Origin of the sequence: Streptomyces sp. NPDC052687 (assembly GCF_040678395.1) — a bacterium.
Lineage (GTDB): Bacteria > Actinomycetota > Actinomycetes > Streptomycetales > Streptomycetaceae > Streptomyces.
The window spans coordinates 58,412-77,471 of the sequence record NZ_JBFATR010000004.1 but is presented as its reverse complement, the minus strand read 5'-3'; the positions used below and the strand labels follow the sequence as shown (position 1 = coordinate 77,471).

Genomic DNA, 19,060 nt, shown 5'->3' with positions numbered 1-19,060 from the left:
GATCGGGCGGGGCGCGGGGAGACTTCCGCCGTTGCGCAGCACGTCCCTGCCCACGGCGACGGAAGGACCCCACCGCCTTGATATCCCCCCGTGTCCGGATCGGCGCCCTGCTGTCCCTGGCGCTCGTCACCGGCCTCGCCGCCCCCGCGACCGCCACCACCCCCGCTGACTCCGCCGCGACCGCCACCACCACCCCCGCCGACTCCCCCGCCGCCGCTCCCGCCGTCTCGGTCGAGGAGCGGCGCCTCGACCAGGCCGTCCCGCAGGAGATCCTGCGGCGCTCCGGATTCGCCGGCGCCGCACCGCGGTTCGCCGAGGCGCTGGGCGCGGCGCGCTCCTACGCGCAGGCGCGCGCCGTCGTCGTCCGTGAGGGGTCGGCGCTGTGGCGGCGGGCGGTGGCGCGGGCGCAGGGGCGCGGTCCGGCGGGCGGGGAGCTGAGCCGGGACGACGACCGGCCGCTGTACTGGGCGCGGCTGGCAATGACCCGCGAAGTACGGTCGTGGCGACCGCAGTTCGCTCTGTCCGAGCGGCAACGGGCGGCGCTGCTGGACGCGTTGGAGCGGACCTCGCGCGGGCAGGAAGACATCGGTTTCCCGCACCGCGGCGAGGGCGTCAGGCGGGTCCTGGTCACCGGGTTCGACCCATTCACGCTGGACCGGGACATCCGGATCTCCAATCCGTCCGGGGCCGCCGCGCTCGCCCTCGACGGCACGGTGATCGAGACGGCGGACGGGCCGGCGCGGGTGGAGACCGTGGTGTTCCCGGTGCGCTGGCGGGACTTCACGGACGGGACGGTGGAGCGGACGCTGCGGCCGTATCTGGCCGGGGTGGACCTGTTCGCGACGGTCAGCCAGGGGCGGGTGGGCCGGTTCGACATCGAGCGGACCAACGGGGCCTGGCGGGGCGGCTTCCCCGACAACGAGAACACCGGCCGCACGGAGACCATCCCGGTCCCCGGTCCGGGTGCGGCGCCGCAGTGGACGTCGACGACCCTGCCGTACCGGGACATCGTGGCGGCGGACACCGGCCGTTTCCCGGTGTACGACAACACGTCCGTGACGGAGATCCCGGCCGGGGGCACCGAGCCCGTCGTACGGCCGGACGGGCCGACCCCCGGTTCGACGGCGCGGGCCGGGGGCGGCGGGGACTACCTGTCCAACGAGATCGCCTACCGGGCCACGCTGCTGCGGGACCGGCTGCGGCTGAAGGGCCTGCCGGGCGGGCATGTCCACACGCCGGTGCTCCGGTTCGGCGCGGGGAACACCACCGAGGTCACCGATCCGGAGTTCGTCCGCAACCGGCGGGACATCGTCGCGCAGGTGCGGTCCGTCGTGGCGGTCGCCGTCAGTGCGACGGGGCGAACGCGAGGCTGACGCCGAGGCCGGCCAGCACCGAGCCGATGACCTTGTTGAGGACCTTCTGGGCGCGCAGCATCAGGGTGCGCATCCGGTCCTGCGAGAAGAACACGGCGACGACGGCGAACCACAGCAGGTGGGCGAGGGACATGAACAGGCCGTAGCCCGCCTGCTGCCACAGCGGGGTGCCGGGGTCGACGACCTGGGCGAACGTGGAGACGACGAACAGGGTGGTCTTCGGGTTGAGGACGTTGGTGAGGAAGCCGGTGCGCAGGGCGGCGAGCGGGGTCAGTTCCGTCTTGTCACCGAGGTCGACGCGGACGTCGCCGCGGGCGCGGAAGGTGCGGACGCCGATGTAGACGAGGTAGGCGGCGCCGGTCAGCTTGACGACCGTGAACAGGAACGTCGAGGAGGCGATCAGCAGGCCCACGCCGAGCATGGTGTAGGTGACGTGCACCAGGACGCCCGCGGCGACGCCGACGGCGCCCAGCAGGCCGGTGCGGCGGCCGTACAGGTAGCTGTTGCGGACGATCATGGCGAAGTCGGCGCCGGGGGCGATCACCGCGAGCACGGTGATGACGGCCACGGCGAGGATCTCGGTCACTGGACGGCGTCCTCCTGCCGGCGGTCGGTGGTGTCGTGCCCGGTGGTCTCCTCGCTGCGCAGGTCACGGGCGAGCAGGGTGGCGCCCGCGACCGCGCCCGGCATCAGGAAGACCGCGACGAAGGGGACGACGAAGGCGAGGGCGAGGGGCGTTCCGAAGCCCCAGACCAGGGTCCTGCGGGAGCGGAGCAGGGCGAGGCGGTCGCGCAGTTCGACGCCGCGGCGCTGCAGGGCCACGCCGGTCAGCTCCTCGGTGAGGAAAAAGCCGGTGACGAAGAAGCCGAGGACGGGGACGGCGGTCTGTCCGGCGACGGGCACGAACCCGAGCGCGAACAGCGCGACGCCCCACAGGGCGGCCCGGATCACGATCCGCAGGCTGTCCCGGCCGGAGATCCACAGCTCGCGCCAGAGCGGCAGCCCGGACTCGGGGGCGGTGCCGTCCGGGGAGACGTCCCGGTCGACCGCCTCCGACAGGCTCTCGTAGAAGGGCTGGCCGATCAGCAGGGTGACCGCCGTGAAGGTGACGACGGCCAGCAGCAGCGACAGCGCGAACAGCACGGCGGTGAGCAGACCGCGGAACAGTCCGGGCCAGGGGCTGGACCAGTCGTCGGCGAACGGGGTCGCCCAGGCGACGAAGTCCGCGCCCCACAGCGCGAGCGCGGTGATCGCGGCGGCGTAGAGCACGAGGGTGATCAGTCCGGGCAGCAGCCCGAAGCCGAACTGCCTGCCGTGCCGGGCCACCCAACGCTGGCCCTTGATCAGATAGCCGAAGCCCACCCCGAGATCGCGCATGGGTGCACTTTAACCGCCGGGGGTCTCCTCGGGCCCGGCCCCGGACTCGACCATGCGGCGCAGCAGGTCGCGCAGGGCGAGGCGCTCCGCCTCGCCGAGCGCGGCCAGCGGCTCGCGGGCGAAGTGCAGGGACTCGCGCAGGCCGCGGGCGACGCGGCGGCCCTCGTCGGTGACGGCGGCGACCTTGATGCGGCGGTCGGCGGGGTCGGGGCGGCGTTCGACCAGGCCGCGGGATTCCAGGCGGTCGACGATGCCGGTGACGTTGGACGGCTCGCAGCGCAGCTTGCGGGCGAGCTTGCGCATGGGCAGCGGGCCGAGGGAGAGCAGGGACAGGAGCTTGGCCTGGGCGCCGGTGAGGGCGTGCCCTGCGGCGGCCTCCTCGAACTCCTCGTGGTAGCGGGCCACGACCGCGCCGATGAGATCGACGACCTCCAGGGTGAGGTCGTCGGGGCGGCGGGCGGGGGGCGGGGTGGCGGCCATGGCGTCCAGGGTACCCGTTTGCTTGACATCCTGAAATATTCAGGCGCATGGTTGTTTCAGGTCCTGAAACAACCGGTAGGGAACCACCGGTACGGAAACCACTGGTTCCCGAGCGACTGGTTCCGGAACCACGAGACAGCGCACCCCGCACGAGAGGCCGGCTCATGTCCGACACCCCCACGCTTCCCGCCGTCCACCGTGAATGGCACCTGCTCAGCCGCCCGGTCGGCTGGCCCGAGCCCGAGAACTTCGCCCTGGTCGAGGCGGAGGTCCCGACCCCGCGCGAGGGCCAGGTGCTGGTGCGGAACCTGTACCTGTCGGTGGACCCGTACATGCGCGGCCGGATGAGCGCCGCCAAGTCCTACGTCGCCCCGTTCGAGCTGGGCAAGGTCATGCAGGGCGGCGCGGTCGGCGAGGTCGTCGCCTCCAACGCCGAGGGCTTCGAGGCCGGCGACCACGTGCTGCACTTCCTGGGCTGGCGCGAGTACGCCGCGGTGAGCGCCCAGCACGCGGTCAAGGTCGACGCGAACGCGGCGCCGCTGTCCACGTACCTCGGCGTGCTCGGCATGACCGGCCTGACCGCCTACGCCGGCCTGCTGCGCACCGCCGCCTTCAAGGAGGGCGACAGCGTCTTCGTCTCCGGCGCGGCCGGCGCCGTGGGCAGCCAGGTGGGGCAGATCGCCAAGCTCAAGGGCGCCTCGCGGGTGATCGGCTCGGCCGGGTCCGCGGAGAAGGTGAAGCTGCTGGTCGAGGAGTACGGCTTCGACGCCGCGTTCAACTACAAGGACGGCCCCGTCGGCGAGCAGCTGCGCGCGGCCGCCCCGGACGGCATCGACGTGTACTTCGACAACGTGGGCGGCGACCACCTGGAGGCCGCCATCGGCTCCCTGAACGAGGGTGGCCGGATCGCGGTCTGCGGGATGATCTCGGTCTACAACAACACCGAGCCCGCGCCCGGCCCGAGGAACCTGGCCCGGCTGATCCAGACCCGCGGCCGGATCGAGGGCTTCCTGGTCGGTGACCACTACGACCTGCAGCCGCAGTTCGTCCAGGAGGTCGGACCCTGGGTCGCCTCGGGCGCGCTGAAGTACCACGAGACGGTCGTCGAGGGCATCGAGAACAACCTGGAGGCCTTCCTCGGCGTCCTGCGCGGCGACAACACCGGGAAGATGATCGTCAAGCTCTGACCCGGCCCGGTCCCGCTGTCTGACCTCTGGACACCCCTTCTGCCGCTTTCCGTTATGCGGTAACTTCTTTCCGGAAACCGTCGGCGATCGTGGGCGCGAGTCGCGGCGGACCGAGGAGGAAGACCACCGCATGGCCATTCAGCAGTCGGACGTCCTGTACACCGCCGTCGCCACCGCCGAGAACGGTCGCGACGGCCGGGTCTCCACCGACGACGGCAAGCTCGACGTCGTCGTCAACCCGCCCGCCGAGATGGGCGGCAGCGGCGCCGGCACCAACCCGGAGCAGCTGTTCGCCGCCGGCTACAGCGCCTGCTTCCAGGGCGCGCTCGGCGTCGTCGCCCGCCAGGAGGGCGCCGACGTCTCGGGCTCGACCGTGACCGCCAAGGTCGGCATCGGCAGGAACGACGAGGGCTTCGGCCTGATCGTCGAGATCTCCGCGGACATCCCGAACGTGGACGCGGAGACCGCGCGGAGCCTGGTCAAGAAGGCCCACGAGGTGTGCCCGTACTCCAAGGCGACCCGCGGGAACATCACCGTGACGCTCGCCTGACGGCACTCGTTGCGTACGGCGGAGGCCGCACCCTTGGACGTGGGGTGCGGCCTCCGCCCGTGCCCGCGCGCGGACGAGCCCGCGCTCAGAGGGCCAGCGCCGCCCGGTGCGCGGCCCGGACGAACGCCACGTTCTCCGGCGCCGCCCCGCCCGGGAACGCGCACCGGCGCCGCGTGTAGCCGTACGCCAGTCCGCTGCGCGGGTCGGCGAACGCCTGCGCGCCGCCCGCCCCGCTGTGCCCGAAGGCGCCGGCGCCCAGGAACGGGTACCAGTTCTCGGCCGTCGCCTGGAAGCCCAGCCCGAACGCCTTGTGCGCGCGGGCCACCAGGTCGTGGCCGATGGAGTGGATCTGCCCGACCTCGGCGATCGTGTCCGGCTTCAGCAGCGCGGGACGCCCGTCGACCTCGCTGATCGCCGCCGCGTACATCCCGGCGAGCCCGCGCGCCGAGGCGACCCCGCCCGCGGACGCCGGGCCCTTGGCCCGCACCAGCCGCGAGTTGGCGTGGTCCACCAGCTCGACCGCGCCCGGCACGTGCGTGTTGAACGCGATCGAGGCCAGCGTGTGCGGTCCCGTCTGCCGGTCGTCCAGCACCGACCGCTGCTCGGGCGTCGGCGCCATCGGCTGCACGGAACGGAAGCGGGGCTCCTCGGACTCGGGCAGGCCCAGGAAGAAGTCCAGACCGTACGGGGCGCGCACCCGCTCCTCGTACACCTCCTGGAGGGTGCGGCCGGTGGCGCGGCGGACCACCTCGCCGGTGAGCGCGCCGATCACCAGCGCGTGGTAGCCGAACGCGGTGCCCGGCCGCCAGAACGGCCGCTGGTCCGCCAGCCGCTCCGCGATCAGCCGGTCGTCGGCCAGCTCCTCGGCGGTGAACCCGGCGTCCAGACCGACCAGGCCCGCCCGGTGCGCGAGCAGATCGCGCAGGGTCAGCGCGCCCTTGCCCTCGGCGCCGAACTCCGGCCAGTAGTACGTCACCTTCCGGTCCGGCTCCAGCGTGCCGTCCTGCACGAGCAGCGCGGTGACCAGGTGGGCGGCGCCCTTGGTGCAGGAGAACACGCCGTACAGGGACCCGGCGGTCACCTCCGGTCCGGCCCACAGGTCGACGACCCGCCTGCCGTGCACATAGGCGCACAGCTGCCCCTCGTAGTCCGGCCGTTCGCGCCGCTCCCGGGCGACGAACGCGGCGAACTCCTCCCGTACGCCCTCGAAGCCGTCGGCGACCGTGCCGTGGATCTCCTGTGTCATCCGCTCTCCTCGACCTGTGTCCGTGATGTGGTCAGCAAAGCCCGGCCGACCTGCGGGAATTCTCCCTTGGGATGCGCCCGGAAGAGCGGTTCCGTGCCGAAGAGCACCGCACCGGGTCCGCTCACCACCGAGGCCCGTCCGGCCGCGTCCGCCGGGCCGCCGGTGCCGTCGGCGGCCGGGCGCCAGTGGCCGGACAGCAGCGGGTTCCCGGCCGCGTACGCCTGCTCGGCGCGCACGCCGGGGCCGAGGTCGGTGAACCACAGCGGCGCGTAGACGAAGCCGTGCGCGGGCGCGCCGCGGGTCAGCGGGCCGGAGTTCACCACCCGGACCACGCCGTTGGCGTCCCCGTTGCCCTGGACGGCCTTGACGGCGAGCAGCCCGGCGCCGGCGTTCAGCTGCGCACCGGCGGCGCCGCGGCCGACGAAGCCGTGCCCGTCGAGGAAGGCGTCGAGGGCGCGGCGCGCCGGCTCGTTCAGGGCGTCCCGGTCGAGGCCCGCCGACACGAACAGGACGTCCGTCCCGGACCAGTCGAAGCCCGCGTTCAGCACGGCCGTGGAGACCGGGGTGACCTCGAACCCCATCTCCCGCAGCGCGAACAGCTCGCCCGGTGTCACGGCGGCGGCGACGCGGACGTGGCGCAGCGGGGCGGTGCCCCGGTCCGTGGTCCGGTCGAAGGAGACGTCGTACGTCCGGGCCGCCTCGGCGGCCTGCCGGCGCGCGGAGCCCGGCACGATCGCGGCGGCGCCGTCGGCGGACCGCCGCACCGGCACGCCCCGGCGCAGCAGCCCGTTGAGAGCGGCGATCTCGCGGGCGTCGTCCAGGCGCAGGCGCAGGTCGCCGCGCGGGGCGACGTGGGCGACGGGCGCGGCGGCGCGCACCGGGCGCAGCGCGGCGTGGGGCAGGGCGCCGCCGGTGACGGGCCGCACCGGGGCGCCCCAGAGCCGGCCGAGGCTCCAGCCGGAGATGTCGTACATGACGGACACCTTGTCACTGATGTCCCGCCCGTCCGCGAGGAGCGCGGCCGCGAGTCCCCGTTTGGGCTGGCGCATGTCGACGACGTACGCGCCCTTCGGGTAGCCCGGCGCGGGGTGGGCGACGCGGGCGACGCGAATGTCGTTGGCGAGGAGGTGGCCGACGAGGCGGGCGGTGGCCGGGCCGCCGGGCGGCAGGACGTAGGCGCGCGGGAAGGTGGTGGTGTAGACGTCCTCCGGTCCGATGCCGGGCACGCCGGGCACGGTCGCGGGCGACACCGGGACCTGCGGGGCGCCGGCCGCGCCGCGGCGGAACACCTCGATCTGGTCGGCGACGAGTGCTTCGCGGTGGCGCCGCACATGGTCGAGGGTGGCGGTCATGGCGGCCTGCGCGACGTCCGTGTTGACGGCAGCGCGGCGGCGCAGTTCGGCGGCCGGCAGGGTGTCGTAGGAGGCGTTGTTCACCCGCAGCGGGATCTCGACGGTGTGCGCGGCGACCGCGCCGTGGAAGGCGGCGTACTGCGGGGTGAAGATCGGCGGCCAGTCGTCCCAGCCCTCGTCCTGGTCGCGGAAGGGGATCTGCGCGGGCTGGACGCCGTCCTTTTCGGCGGTGTAGCCGAGGCCGTTGACGGCGGCCTCCATGCCCAGGGCGTTGGCGTAGGTGTTCTTCAGGAACAGGTCGTACTCGTAGTTCTCGCCGTGCGGCGGGGTCGTGGGCTCGATCAGGGTGCCGTTGACGTAGCCGTGCAGGTCGAGCATCACCACGGGCTGCTTGTCGAGCAGGATCTGCCGCATCGCGCGGGTCTCGGGCTGTGAGGCGGTGACGAAGTCCCGGTTGAGGTCGAAGCCGTTCGCGTTGGCGCGGGTGCCGGCGATGCGGCCGTCCGGGTTGGCGGTGACGTTGAAGTAGAGGCGGCTGTGCGCGAGCAGGTCACGGGTCTTGTCGTCCTTCGCGGTCGCGAGGCGTTCGACGAGGCGGAGGGCGGCGTCGGTGCCCTCCCACTCGTTGCCGTGGATGTTGCTGTTGAAGAAGACCGGGGTCTTGTACGCCTTCTTCAGCCGCGGGTCCCCGGCCGCCGTCGCCGGGGCCCGTTCGATGAGGTCCCGCATCCGGTGCTGGGCGCGGGTCCGGGCGGGGGTCTCCGGGGCGGTGACGGTGACGAGGTACAGCCGGTGGCCGCCCGCCGAGCGGCCCGCGACCTCCACGCTCACCCGGTCGCCGAGGGCTTGCAGGGCGTTCAGCCGGCTCGCGATCGCGTGATACGGCGTCAGGCCCAGCTTGAGGGACTTGTCGGCCGGGTTCTCGGGGTCGGGGGCGAGGGTCTGCTCGCGCGGATAGCCGCGCGCGTCATGGGTGCGTTCCGTGTCGCCGGGGCGGCCGGGCCCCGGGTCGGTGAGGGCTCTGCGGGCCGCGCTCTGCGGCGACGTGGCGGCGTTCCGGTGGTCGAGCGCCGGGGACTCCGCGGTCTCCCTGGTGACGGGAGCCGGGTCCGCGCCGGCCGGGCCGGGCGCGGCGAGCAGCAGGGCACTCGCCGAGGTGAGGGCGAGGGCGGTGGTCAGGACGGGTCTCGCAGGGGCGGTTCTCGCGGTCCTCTTGGTGCGCACGCGTACCTCCTCCGGGGTTCCTGAGATCGGTACGGCGAGGTCTACCTGTTCGACTCATCCGTCACAAGGGGGACTTGACGTCCCGTCGGCCAGACGACCGAGGCGCGGAAGGGGTCCGTCGGGACCATCGCGGCCTCGTCCAGGCGCTGTTCCAGCGCCTAGGTGCACCACCACAGGAACCGGTCGCAGGTCTGCGACGGTTCGGGGTCCGGGGGCGGCGGGGCGGTGGTCGGGTCCGAGGTGGGGGCCGGGGTGGGGTCAGGGGCGGGCGGGGCGGCCGTGGTGGTGGGGGCCGTGTCCTGAGGGGGGTCGGCGTGGCCCGACTGGGGGTCCCTGGTCAGGGTGGCCCGGTCCGCCGGCTCGTCCGACTCCTCTTCGTCGTCCTTGTCTTTGCCCTTCTTGTCCTTGTCCTTGTCCTCGTCTTCGGAGGAGGACGCGGACGGGGACGCCGAGTCCGAGGGGGACCCGGTCCCGCCGGGGCCGGTGCCGGGGGCGCCCGTCGTGCCGGACAGCGGGTCCGCCGTCTCGCCCGCCTCCTCCTCCGCGCCGCCGTCCGCGGACGCGTCGCCCGCCGCCGCGGGCGCCGGGTCGGAGCCGGCGGCGTCCATGCCGAGTTCCGCGAGGCTCAGGCCGCCCGCGGCCAGCACGAAGCCGGCGGTGACGAGGAGGGCCCGGCGCCGGCGGCGCCGGTGCGCCGCGGCCTTGCGGTCCCGGCGGCTGTCCTCGGCCCGCCGGTCGCGGCGGGCGGAGGACGTCGACTCGTCGCGGTCGTCGTGCTCGTCGTGCTCGTCGTGGGCGTGCTGGTCGTCGTGGTGGTCGTCGCGGCCGTGGGTGTCGGGTGCGGTCCCGTCGTCGGGGTGGTCGACGACGCCGGACTGGGGCGCCGGGTCACCGTGGCCGGGTGCCGCCTGGCCGACAAGGTGACCGGGAGCCGACTGGTGGAGACCGTGGCGCGCGGGGTCACCGTGGCCGGGTGCCGCCCGGCCGACGGGGTGGCCGGGTGCCGGCTGGTGGAGGCCGTGGGCAGGGGGCGTGCCGTAGTCGCCGTGCGCGGGGGCCGGCGTGCCGTGGTCACCGTGCGCGGCGGCCGGCCCGTAGTCACCGTGAGCGGGAGCCGATCCGTGGTCACCGTGGACGGGCGTGGCCTGGTAGTCGGCGTGGCCGTGGGGGGCGTAGCCCTGCGTCGTCCCGTGGGCGGCGGGTGCGGGGGACGTGCCGTAGCCGGGGTGCCAGGGTGCCGTGCCGTGGGCGGCGTGTGCCGGGGCCGCCGCGTAGGCGCCGTAGCCGGCGGTGGGGTGGCCGGAGGGCGCGTGGTGGGCGGCGGGCGCGCCCTCGTACGCGCCCCCGGCGCCCGCGACGTCCTCCTCCGCGTACGCGCGGAGCTGCTCGGCCGGCGTGCCGCACCCGGGGCAGGCGAGGGCGCCGTTCAGGTGCCGTCGGCACGGGTGGCAGTAGTCCATGACGCGGGAAGATTAAGTTCCGGGCCGGTAACGTGCCTAGTCGACGCTGTGAATGTTCTGTGGGAAACGCGCAGTTCCGGCATGGTGAGCCGAGGACAGCCCCGGCATCTCTCCCCCTTCGGCCGAAAGCGACGCCGCCGACGGCTTTCGAAAGTGCCGAAACCGTTATCCGTTCGACCCATTGACACCCCCGCCGCCGCGTCCTTACTGTCACGCCAGCATTTCGAACGAGTGCCGAAATCTCGAACAGAGCCGAACGCTTCACGAGGGGCAACTGCCGTGCGCATCACCGGAATCAGCACACACGTGGTCGGGACGCCGTGGCGCAACCTGACGTACGTCCAGGTGCACACCGACGAGGGCATCACCGGAGTCGGCGAGACCCGGATGCTGGGACACACCGACGCCCTCCTCGGCTATCTGAAGGAAGCCGAGGTCAACCACATTCTCGGCTCGGACCCGTTCGCCGTCGAGGACCTCGTGAAGAGGATGAAGTACGGCGACTACGGCCGGGCCGGCGAGATCGTCATGTCCGGTATCGCCGTCATCGAGATGGCCTGCTGGGACATCAAGGGCAAGGCGCTGGGCGTGCCGGTCTGGCAGCTGCTCGGCGGCAAGGTCACCGACAAGGTGAAGGCCTACGCCAACGGGTGGTACACGACCGAGCGGACGCCCGAGGCGTACCACAAGGCCGCCCAGGGGGTCATGGAGCGCGGGTACAAGGCGCTGAAGATCGACCCCTTCGGCACCGGCCACTTCGAGCTGGACCACCAGGAGACGCTGTACGCGGTCTCCCTGATCGAGGCCGTCCGTGACGCGATCGGTCCCGACGCCGAGCTGATGCTGGAGATGCACGGCCGCTTCTCCCCCGCCACCGCCGTCCGGCTGGCCAAGGAGATGGCGCCGTTCAAGCCGGCCTGGCTGGAGGAGCCGTGCCCGCCGGAGAACCTGAAGGCGCTGGAGAAGGTCGCCGCGAAGGTGGACATCCCGGTCGCCACCGGTGAGCGCATCCACGACCGCATCGAGTTCCGCGAGCTGTTCGACAGCCAGGCCGTGGACATCATCCAGCCGGACGTCGGCCACATCGGCGGCATCTGGGAGACCCGCAAGCTGGCCGCGACCGCCGAGACCCACTACATGCTGATCGCCCCGCACAACGTGGGCGGTTCCGTGCTCACCGCGGCCTCCCTCCAGGTCGGCTTCACCTCCCCGAACTTCAAGATCCTGGAGCACTTCAACGACTTCGCGGACGCGGAGATCAAGAAGGTCGTCAAGGGCGCGCCCCAGGTGATCGACGGGTACTTCCACCTCTCCGACGCGCCCGGCCTGGGTGTGGAGCTGGACGTGGACGCCGCCGCGGAGTTCCCGCAGCAGCGGGCCCACTTCGATCTGTGGGCCGAGGGCTGGGAGAAGCGGAACCCCAAGGACGCCCGGTGAGCTCCGCCGTCGTCGTCGACTCCCCCGGCAGCCACCGGCTGGTGGAGCACACGCCGCGCCGCCCCGAGGCCGGGGAGGCGCTGGTGCGGGTGCACGCCGTGGGCATCTGCGGCAGTGACCGCGAGGTGTACCAGGGCAACCGGCCCGAGGGGTACGTCCGCTATCCGCTGACCCCTGGCCACGAGTGGTCCGGGACCGTGGAGGCGGTCGGCGCCGGGGTGCCGGAGAGCCTGGTCGGCCGCAAGGTCGTCGGCGAGGGCTTCCGCAACTGCCAGGTCTGCGACCGCTGCCACGCGGGGGAGACGACGCTGTGCACGGCCGGGTACGAGGAGACCGGGTTCACCCAGCCGGGCGCGATGGCCGCGACGCTGACGCTCCCCGCGCGGCTGCTGCACGTGCTCCCCGGCGACGCGGACCTGACCGCGGCGGCGCTGCTGGAGCCGGCGGCCTGTATCGCGGCCGCCGCGCTGAAGGCGAACGCCCGCCCGGGTGAGCGGGCCGCCGTGGTGGGCACGGGCACGCTCGGCATGTTCGCCGTGCAGTTCCTGCGCGCGGCGTCCCCGGCCGAGCTGCTGGTGGTCGGCACCCGGCGGGACCGCGAGGAGCTGTCCCGGCGGTTCGGGGCGACCGATTTCCGGACCAGGGACCAGGAGCTGCCGGGCGACTTCGACGTCGTGATCGAGACCGCCGGGTCCGCGGACGCGGCCCGGCTCTCGGCGGCGCTGCTGCGGCGCGGCGGCCGGCTGGTGCTGACGGGCATCCCGGCGCCGGGCGCGGAGGGTCTGGACCCGACGGACCTGGTGGTACGGCAGCTGGAGGTGCACACCGTCTTCGGGGCGCCGCCGGACGCCTGGTCGCACGCGGTGCGGGTGTTCGGGGCGGGGCTCCTGGACCCGGTGCCGCTGGTCACGCACGAGCTGCCGCTCACCGAGTTCTCGCGGGCCATCGAGCTGGTGGGGGCCGGTGACCCGACGGTGGGCAAGGTCCTGCTGCGCCCCTAGTCATCCCAGCCGTACGCCGGTACGAGGGTTACCTGACGGCCCCCGTACCGGCGTACTTCCCACCCCGTACGCCTTGAGCCGCGAACCTCGTCCGATATCTCGAACACGAAGGACACCCTGTGACCGACGCTTCCGCCACGGCCCCCCGACGACCCGGTGAGCAGGCGCTCGCCGCACTCGGCCTGGGCGCGCCCGGCCTCGACCCCGCCGACGCCTCGCCGCACTCCTTTCCCGGCGGCGGCCGCTGGCGCACCGAGATCCCCTCCTGCGAGGGTCCGGAGGCGCTGGCCGTGGTGCTCAAGGAGGCCTCCCGCCTCGATGTGCCGATCCACCGGATCAGCCAGGGCAGCGGCGTGTGGATGCTGACCGACGCCGAGATCACCGAGATGGTCGAGGCGACCGCCGAACGCGACATCGAGCTGTGCCTGTTCACCGGCCCGCGCGGCACCTGGGACATCGGCGGCTCCACCCGCACCGACTCGCGCGGGGCCGGGCTGCGCGCCCGGGGCCACGACGCGGTCGCCGGCTGCGTCGAGGACGCCGTCCGCGCCACCGAGCTGGGGGTGAAGTGCCTGCTGGTGGCCGACGAGGGCGTGCTGTGGACGCTGCACCGGGCGCGCGAGGCCGGGATCGTCCCCGCCGACACGACGCTGAAAGTTTCGGCGCTGATCGGCCCCGTCAACCCGGCCTCGTTCGCGGTGTACGAGCGGCTGGGCGCGGACTCCGTCAACGTGCCGAGCGACCTGACGCTGGATCACCTCACCGAGATCCGGCGGGTGTCGGCCGCGCCGATGGACATGTACATCGAGGCGCCCGACGACCTGGGCGGCTATGTCCGGATGTACGAGGTGGCCGAGCTGATCCGGCGCGGGGCGCCGCTGTATCTGAAGTTCGGCCTGTCGAAGGCCCCCGGCATCTACCCCTACGGCCACCACCTGCGCGAGCTGACCCTGGCCACCGCCAAGGAGCGGGTGCGCCGCGGGCGCCTGGCGCTCGACCTGCTGGCCCGGCACGGGGCCGACGGGGACATGGCACCGCTGGGTTCGCGGCTGCCCGGAAAGCTCCAGCGGTTCGAAACGCATTCATAACTTTTCGAACGGCCCCTTCACAGAAGCCGACGCAGCCCAACAGAATCCCACACATCCCCACCCCGCTGTGCACCGACATCAAGGAAGATGACCATGCGCAACCGCAGAGCCGCAGTCGCCGCCATCGCCACCGCCGCCTCCCTGGCCCTCACCCTGACCGCCTGCGGCCAGAACGGCGAGGGCGGCAGCGAGGAGGGCAAGGGCAGCGCCGAGGACGCCACCATCGGCATCTCGATGCCCACCAAGTCCTCCGAGCGCTGGATCGCCGACGGGAACAACGTTGTCCAGCACCTGGAGGACAAGGGCTACAAGACCAAGCTGGTCTACGGGGAGGACGACCCCGACCAGCAGGTCTCCCAGATCGAGAACATGATCACCCAGGGTGTGGACGCCCTGATCATCGCGGCCATCGACAACAAGTCGATGAACAACGTCCTGCAGCAGGCCAAGGACGCCGACATCCCGGTGATCTCCTACGACCGCCTGATCCTCGGCACGGACGACGTCGACTACTACGCCTCCTTCGACAACGAGAAGGTCGGCGAGCTGCAGGGCACCTACATCGTCGAGAAGCTGGGCCTGAAGGACGGCGGCGAGAAGGGCCCGTTCAACATCGAGCTGTTCGCCGGCTCCAACGACGACAACAACACCCGCTACTTCTTCCAGGGCGCGATGAACGTCCTGAAGCCGTACATCGACAAGAAGCAGCTGGTCGTGAAGTCCGGGCAGACCGAGCTGACCCAGGTCACCACGCTGCGCTGGGACGGCGCGACCGCCCAGCGCCGCATGGACGACATCCTCACCAAGTCGTACAAGAGCGGCAAGGTCGACGCGGTCCTGTCGCCGTACGACGGCATCTCCATCGGCATCCTCTCCGCGCTGAAGTCGGACGGCTACGGCTCCAAGGACAAGCCGCTGCCGGTCGTCACGGGCCAGGACGCCGAGGTCGCCTCGGTGAAGTCGATCATCGCCGACGAGCAGTCGATGACCGTCTACAAGGACACCCGCGAGCTGGCCAAGGTCGCCTCGAACATGGTCGACGCGGTGCTGAACGACAAGAAGCCCGAGGTCAACGACACCAAGACCTACGACAACGGGGCGAAGGTCGTGCCGGCGTACCTGCTGGAGCCGGTCGCCGTCGACAAGGGCAACTACCAGAAGACCGTCGTCGACTCCGGCTACATCAAGGAGTCGGACCTCAAGTAGCCGTCGCCACCGACCGACGACCCATCACCGACTGGAAGGCACGACCATGGCGGGACCCGTCCTGGAAATGCGCTCGATCGTCAAGACCTTTCCCGGCGTCAAGGCGCTGTCGGACGTCACGCTGACCGTCCGGCAGGGCGAGGTCCACGCCATCTGCGGGGAGAACGGCGCCGGCAAGTCCACCCTGATGAAGGTGCTCTCCGGCGTCCACCCGTACGGCAGCTACGAGGGCGAGATCCTCTTCGAGGGAGAGGTCTGCCGGTTCAAGGACATCCGGGCCAGCGAGCAGCACGGCATCGTGATCATCCACCAGGAGCTGGCGCTGGTGCCGTTCCTGTCGATCGCGGAGAACATCTTCCTCGGCAACGAGCACGCCACCCGCGGGCTGATCAACTGGAACGAGACCCTGCGGCACGCCACCGAGCTGCTGCGCCGGGTGGGGCTGAGCGACCACCCGGAGACCCGGGTCGCCGACATCGGCGTGGGCAAGCAGCAGCTGGTGGAGATCGCCAAGGCGCTCGCCAAGAAGGTGAAGCTGCTGATCCTGGACGAGCCGACGGCGGCGCTGAACGACGAGGACAGCGACAAGCTCCTCGATCTGATCCTGGAGCTGAAGAACCAGGGCATCACCTCGATCATCATCTCCCACAAGCTGAACGAGATCCGCAAGGTCGCCGACTCGGTGACGATCATCCGGGACGGCCGGTCGATCGAGACGCTCGACGTGAAGGACCCGGGCACCACCGAGGACCGGATCATCAGCGGCATGGTCGGCCGCGACCTCGACCACCGCTTCCCCGAGCGCACCCCGCACCAGCCGGAGGAGGGCCGGGCGCCCGCCCTGGAGATCCGGGGCTGGACCGTGCACCACCCGATCGACCAGCAGCGCAAGGTGGTCGACGAGGTGTCGCTCCAGGTGCGGCGCGGGGAGATCGTCGGCATCGCGGGCCTGATGGGCGCCGGCCGCACCGAGCTGGCGATGAGCGTATTCGGCCGCACCTACGGCCGCTACGCGGGCGGCACGGTCCTCAAGGACGGCAAGGAGATCCGCACCAGGACGGTCGCGGAGGCGGTGGCGAACGGCATCGCGTACGTCACCGAGGACCGCAAGCACTACGGCCTGAACCTGATCGACACCATCAACCGGAACATCTCGCTGACCGCGCTGCACAAGGTCGCCCGGCGCGGCGTCGTCGACGAGCACGAGGAACGCCAGGTCGCCGAGGGCTTCCGGACGTCGATGAACATCAAGGCGCCCACGGTGTTCGAGCCGGTGGGCAAGCTGTCCGGCGGCAACCAGCAGAAGGTCGTCCTCAGCAAGTGGATCTTCGCGGGTCCGGACGTGCTGATCCTGGACGAGCCGACGCGGGGGATCGACGTCGGCGCCAAGTACGAGATCTACACGGTCATCGACAAGCTGGCCGCCGAGGGCAAGGCGGTCGTCTTCATCTCCTCCGAGCTGCCCGAGCTGCTCGGCATGTGCGACCGCATCTACACCATGGCCGCCGGGCGGCTGACGGGTGAGTTCTCGCGGGCCGAGGCCACGCAGGAATCGCTGATGCGCCAGATGACGAAGGACAAAGAGGTAACCCGATGAGCACGGATGTGACCGCCAAGAGCCCGGCCCCGGCGCCGCCGGGCTCCTCCGGACCGGCGTCGGGCGGAGGCCTGCTCCACCTGGTGCTGGACGGCCTGCGACGCAACATGCGCCAGTACGGCATGCTGCTCGCCCTCGGCCTGATCGTTGCCCTGTTCGCCGTGTGGACCGACGGCGACCTGCTGCTGCCGCGCAACGTCTCCAACCTGGTCCTGCAGAACAGCTACATCCTGATCCTCGCGATCGGCATGATGCTGGTGATCATCGCGGGCCACATCGACCTGTCGGTCGGCTCGCTGACCGCGTTCGTGGGCGCGTTCGCGGCCGTACTGACCGTGCAGCACGACATGGCGTGGCCGGTCGCGGTCGTCCTGTGCCTGCTGGCGGGCGCGGTCGCGGGCGCGGCGCAAGGGTTCTTCATCGCGTATCTCGGCATCCCGTCGTTCATCGTCACCCTCGCCGGGATGCTGGTCTTCCGCGGCGTCACCGAGATCCTGCTGGAGGGCCAGACCCTCGGCCCGTTCCCCGACGGCCTGCAGAAGATGGGCAACGGCTTCCTGCCGGAGGTCGGCCCCGAGACGAACTACCACAACATCACGCTGCTGCTGGGCTTCGTCCTGATCGCCTTCGTGGTCCTGCAGGAGCTGCGCGACCGCAAGCGGCAGCAGGAGTTCGCGCTGGACGTCGTCCCGCTGAACCTGTTCCTGCTCAAGCTGGTCGCCATCGCCGCCGCGCTGCTCACCGTCACCCTGCTGCTCGCCAGCTACAAGGGCGCGCCGATCATTCTGCTGATCCTGGGCGCGCTGGTGGTCGGCTACGGCTATCTGATGCGCAACTCGGTCTTCGGCCGGCACATCTACGCGATCGGCGGCAACCTGCCGGCGGCGAAGCTGTCCGGTGTGAAGGACAAGAAGGTCACCTTCCTGGTCTTCCTGAACATGGGCGTGCTCGCGGCCCTGGCCGGTCTGGCGATCGCCGCCCGGCTGAACGCGGCGTCTCCGAAGGCCGGCCTGAACTACGAACTCGAGGCGATCGCCTCGGCGTTCATCGGCGGCGCGTCCATGAGCGGCGGTGTCGGCACCGTGCTCGGCGCGATCATCGGCGGCCTGGTCCTCGGCGTGCTGAACAACGGCATGAACCTCCTCAGCGTCGGCACCGACTGGCAGCAGGTCATCAAGGGACTCGCCCTGCTGGCGGCGGTCGGGTTCGACGTGTGGAACAAGCGCAAGTCCGGTTCGTAAGTCAGCCGGGGCCCCGCCGGAAGGCGGGGCCCCCTCCTTATCCGGGAGCCGCACTATGCACATGGACATGAGCAGACGTACCGTCATCGCCGGGGCGGCCGCCGCCGGTGTCACCGCCGCGCTCAGCGGCACCGCCCACGCCACGGGAGGAAGGAAGCCGGTGAAGGAGCTCTTCGGCAAGCTCGCCGACGGCACGAAGGTGCACCGCTGGACGCTGGAGAACGGCGGCACCCGGATGAAGGTGCTGTCCTACGGCGGGATCGTGCAGTCCCTGGAGCTGCCCGACCGGCGCGGCCGGTACGCGAACGTGTCGCTGGGCTTCGACACCATCGAGGACTACGTCTCCTCCAGCCCCTACTTCGGCGCGCTGATCGGCCGCTACGGCAACCGCATCGCCCAGGGCCGCTTCACCCTGGACGGCACGGAGTACCGGCTGTCCGTCAACGACGGCGAGAACAGCCTGCACGGCGGCGCGCAGGGCTTCGACAAGCGGGTGTGGGACGTCGAGCCGTTCACCCGCGGCTCCGACGTGGGCCTGCGCCTGTCCTACACGAGCGCCGACGGCGAGATGGGCTACCCCGGCACGCTGCGGACGAGGGTGACGTACACCCTCACCCGGGCCGGCGACTGGCGTATCGACTACGAGGCGACGACGGACGAGCCGACGGTCTGCAACCTCACCAGCCACGTGTACTTCAACCTCGCGGGCGAGGGCAGCGGCACCGTCTACGACCACGAGCTGTCCATCGCCGCCTCCCGCTACACGCCGGTCGACGCGGGCCTGATCCCCACCGGCGAGCTGGCGAAGGTCGCGGGCACCCCCTTCGACTTCCGCCGCGCCAAGACCGTCGGCGAGGACATCCGGGACGCCCACCAGCAGGTGCTCTACGGCCAGGGGTTCGACCACAACTGGGTGCTGGACAAGGGCATCACCGGCCGGCCCGAGCACGTCGCCACGCTGCGCGACCCGCGCTCCGGCCGTACCCTGCGGATCGCGACGACCGAGCCGGGCCTGCAGTTCTACTCCGGCAACTTCCTCGACGGCACCCTCGTCGGCTCCGGCGGCCGGGTCTACCGGCAGGGCGACGCGCTCTGCCTGGAGACCCAGCACTTCCCGGACTCGCCGAACCAGCCGTCGTTCCCGTCGACGGTGCTGCGCCCCGGGCAGACGTACCGCTCGACGACGGTGCACTCGTTCAGCGCGTGACATCACGCTTCCTTCACAGGAGTTGAACGGCGCC

At 71.8% G+C, this 19,060-nt stretch carries 16 protein-coding genes; 10 read left to right on the top strand and 6 right to left on the bottom strand.

The window, feature by feature from the left end:
• The first annotated feature begins 77 nt into the window (after nucleotides 1-77).
• Nucleotides 78-1,373 (top strand): pyroglutamyl peptidase, encoded by a 1,296-nt coding sequence (locus AB0K92_RS06560; protein ID WP_365920042.1) that lies wholly within the window; start codon nucleotides 78-80, stop codon nucleotides 1,371-1,373.
• Here AB0K92_RS06560 and AB0K92_RS06555 read toward each other — a convergent pair.
• From AB0K92_RS06555 to AB0K92_RS06545, 3 genes are read right to left on the bottom strand one after another with little or no spacing between them, the layout of a single operon-like run.
• Nucleotides 1,345-1,959, bottom strand: a complete 615-nt coding sequence (locus tag AB0K92_RS06555) for a LysE family transporter (protein WP_365920040.1) — start codon at nucleotides 1,957-1,959, stop codon at nucleotides 1,345-1,347. The genes AB0K92_RS06560 and AB0K92_RS06555 overlap by 29 nt on opposite strands.
• A complete protein-coding gene (locus AB0K92_RS06550) occupies nucleotides 1,956-2,750 on the bottom strand; it encodes an EI24 domain-containing protein (RefSeq protein WP_365920038.1) in 795 nt (264 codons plus the stop codon). The genes AB0K92_RS06555 and AB0K92_RS06550 overlap by 4 nt, the downstream gene beginning before the upstream one ends.
• Nucleotides 2,751-2,759: 9 nt before the next feature.
• Nucleotides 2,760-3,230, bottom strand: a complete 471-nt coding sequence (locus AB0K92_RS06545) for a MarR family transcriptional regulator (RefSeq protein WP_365920036.1) — start codon at nucleotides 3,228-3,230, stop codon at nucleotides 2,760-2,762.
• A 164-nt stretch (nucleotides 3,231-3,394) separates the two neighbouring features.
• Here AB0K92_RS06545 and AB0K92_RS06540 point away from each other — a divergent pair, with 164 nt between their 5' ends.
• Nucleotides 3,395-4,417 (top strand): NADP-dependent oxidoreductase, encoded by a 1,023-nt coding sequence (locus AB0K92_RS06540; RefSeq protein WP_365920034.1) that lies wholly within the window; start codon nucleotides 3,395-3,397, stop codon nucleotides 4,415-4,417.
• Nucleotides 4,418-4,547: 130 nt separating this feature from the next.
• Nucleotides 4,548-4,967, top strand: coding sequence for an organic hydroperoxide resistance protein (locus tag AB0K92_RS06535; RefSeq protein WP_365920032.1), 420 nt, complete (start codon nucleotides 4,548-4,550; stop codon nucleotides 4,965-4,967).
• Between the two features lie 85 nt (nucleotides 4,968-5,052).
• Here AB0K92_RS06535 and AB0K92_RS06530 read toward each other — a convergent pair whose 3' ends face one another.
• The 3 genes from AB0K92_RS06530 to AB0K92_RS06520 form a co-directional block, all read right to left on the bottom strand.
• Complete coding sequence (locus tag AB0K92_RS06530) at nucleotides 5,053-6,213, bottom strand: serine hydrolase domain-containing protein (protein WP_365920030.1); 1,161 nt, start codon at nucleotides 6,211-6,213, stop codon at nucleotides 5,053-5,055.
• A complete protein-coding gene (locus tag AB0K92_RS06525; protein ID WP_365920028.1) occupies nucleotides 6,210-8,789 on the bottom strand; it encodes a M14 family zinc carboxypeptidase in 2,580 nt (859 codons plus the stop codon). The genes AB0K92_RS06530 and AB0K92_RS06525 overlap by 4 nt, the downstream gene beginning before the upstream one ends.
• A gap of 158 nt (nucleotides 8,790-8,947) precedes the next feature.
• Nucleotides 8,948-10,249 carry a hypothetical protein gene (locus AB0K92_RS06520; protein ID WP_365920026.1) on the bottom strand — a complete coding sequence of 434 codons (1,302 nt, stop codon included), beginning with the start codon at nucleotides 10,247-10,249 and terminating at the stop codon, nucleotides 8,948-8,950.
• Between the two features lie 279 nt (nucleotides 10,250-10,528).
• Here AB0K92_RS06520 and AB0K92_RS06515 point away from each other — a divergent pair, with 279 nt between their 5' ends.
• The 7 genes from AB0K92_RS06515 (at nucleotide 10,529) to AB0K92_RS06485 (ending at nucleotide 19,026) form a co-directional block, all read left to right on the top strand.
• A complete protein-coding gene (locus AB0K92_RS06515) occupies nucleotides 10,529-11,686 on the top strand; it encodes a mandelate racemase/muconate lactonizing enzyme family protein (protein WP_365760212.1) in 1,158 nt (385 codons plus the stop codon).
• Entirely contained in the window at nucleotides 11,683-12,687 is a 1,005-nt protein-coding gene (locus AB0K92_RS06510; RefSeq protein WP_365920024.1) for an alcohol dehydrogenase catalytic domain-containing protein, read from the top strand. Before AB0K92_RS06515 ends, AB0K92_RS06510 begins: the two co-directional genes overlap by 4 nt.
• Nucleotides 12,688-12,806: 119 nt before the next feature.
• Nucleotides 12,807-13,775, top strand: coding sequence for a hypothetical protein (locus tag AB0K92_RS06505; protein ID WP_165998028.1), 969 nt, complete (start codon nucleotides 12,807-12,809; stop codon nucleotides 13,773-13,775).
• Between the two features lie 93 nt (nucleotides 13,776-13,868).
• Nucleotides 13,869-14,981: a multiple monosaccharide ABC transporter substrate-binding protein gene (gene chvE / locus AB0K92_RS06500; protein ID WP_365920021.1), complete on the top strand. Its 1,113-nt coding sequence runs from the start codon at nucleotides 13,869-13,871 to the stop codon at nucleotides 14,979-14,981.
• Between the two features lie 46 nt (nucleotides 14,982-15,027).
• Nucleotides 15,028-16,578 (top strand): multiple monosaccharide ABC transporter ATP-binding protein, encoded by a 1,551-nt coding sequence (gene mmsA / locus AB0K92_RS06495; RefSeq protein WP_365920019.1) that lies wholly within the window; start codon nucleotides 15,028-15,030, stop codon nucleotides 16,576-16,578.
• Complete coding sequence (mmsB, locus tag AB0K92_RS06490; protein ID WP_165998034.1) at nucleotides 16,575-17,819, top strand: multiple monosaccharide ABC transporter permease; 1,245 nt, start codon at nucleotides 16,575-16,577, stop codon at nucleotides 17,817-17,819. The genes mmsA and mmsB overlap by 4 nt, the downstream gene beginning before the upstream one ends.
• A 61-nt stretch (nucleotides 17,820-17,880) precedes the next feature.
• The gene (locus AB0K92_RS06485; protein WP_365920017.1) at nucleotides 17,881-19,026 is read left to right on the top strand and encodes an aldose epimerase family protein; all 1,146 of its coding nucleotides are present in this window, start codon (nucleotides 17,881-17,883) and stop codon (nucleotides 19,024-19,026) included.
• Nucleotides 19,027-19,060: the final 34 nt, after the last annotated feature.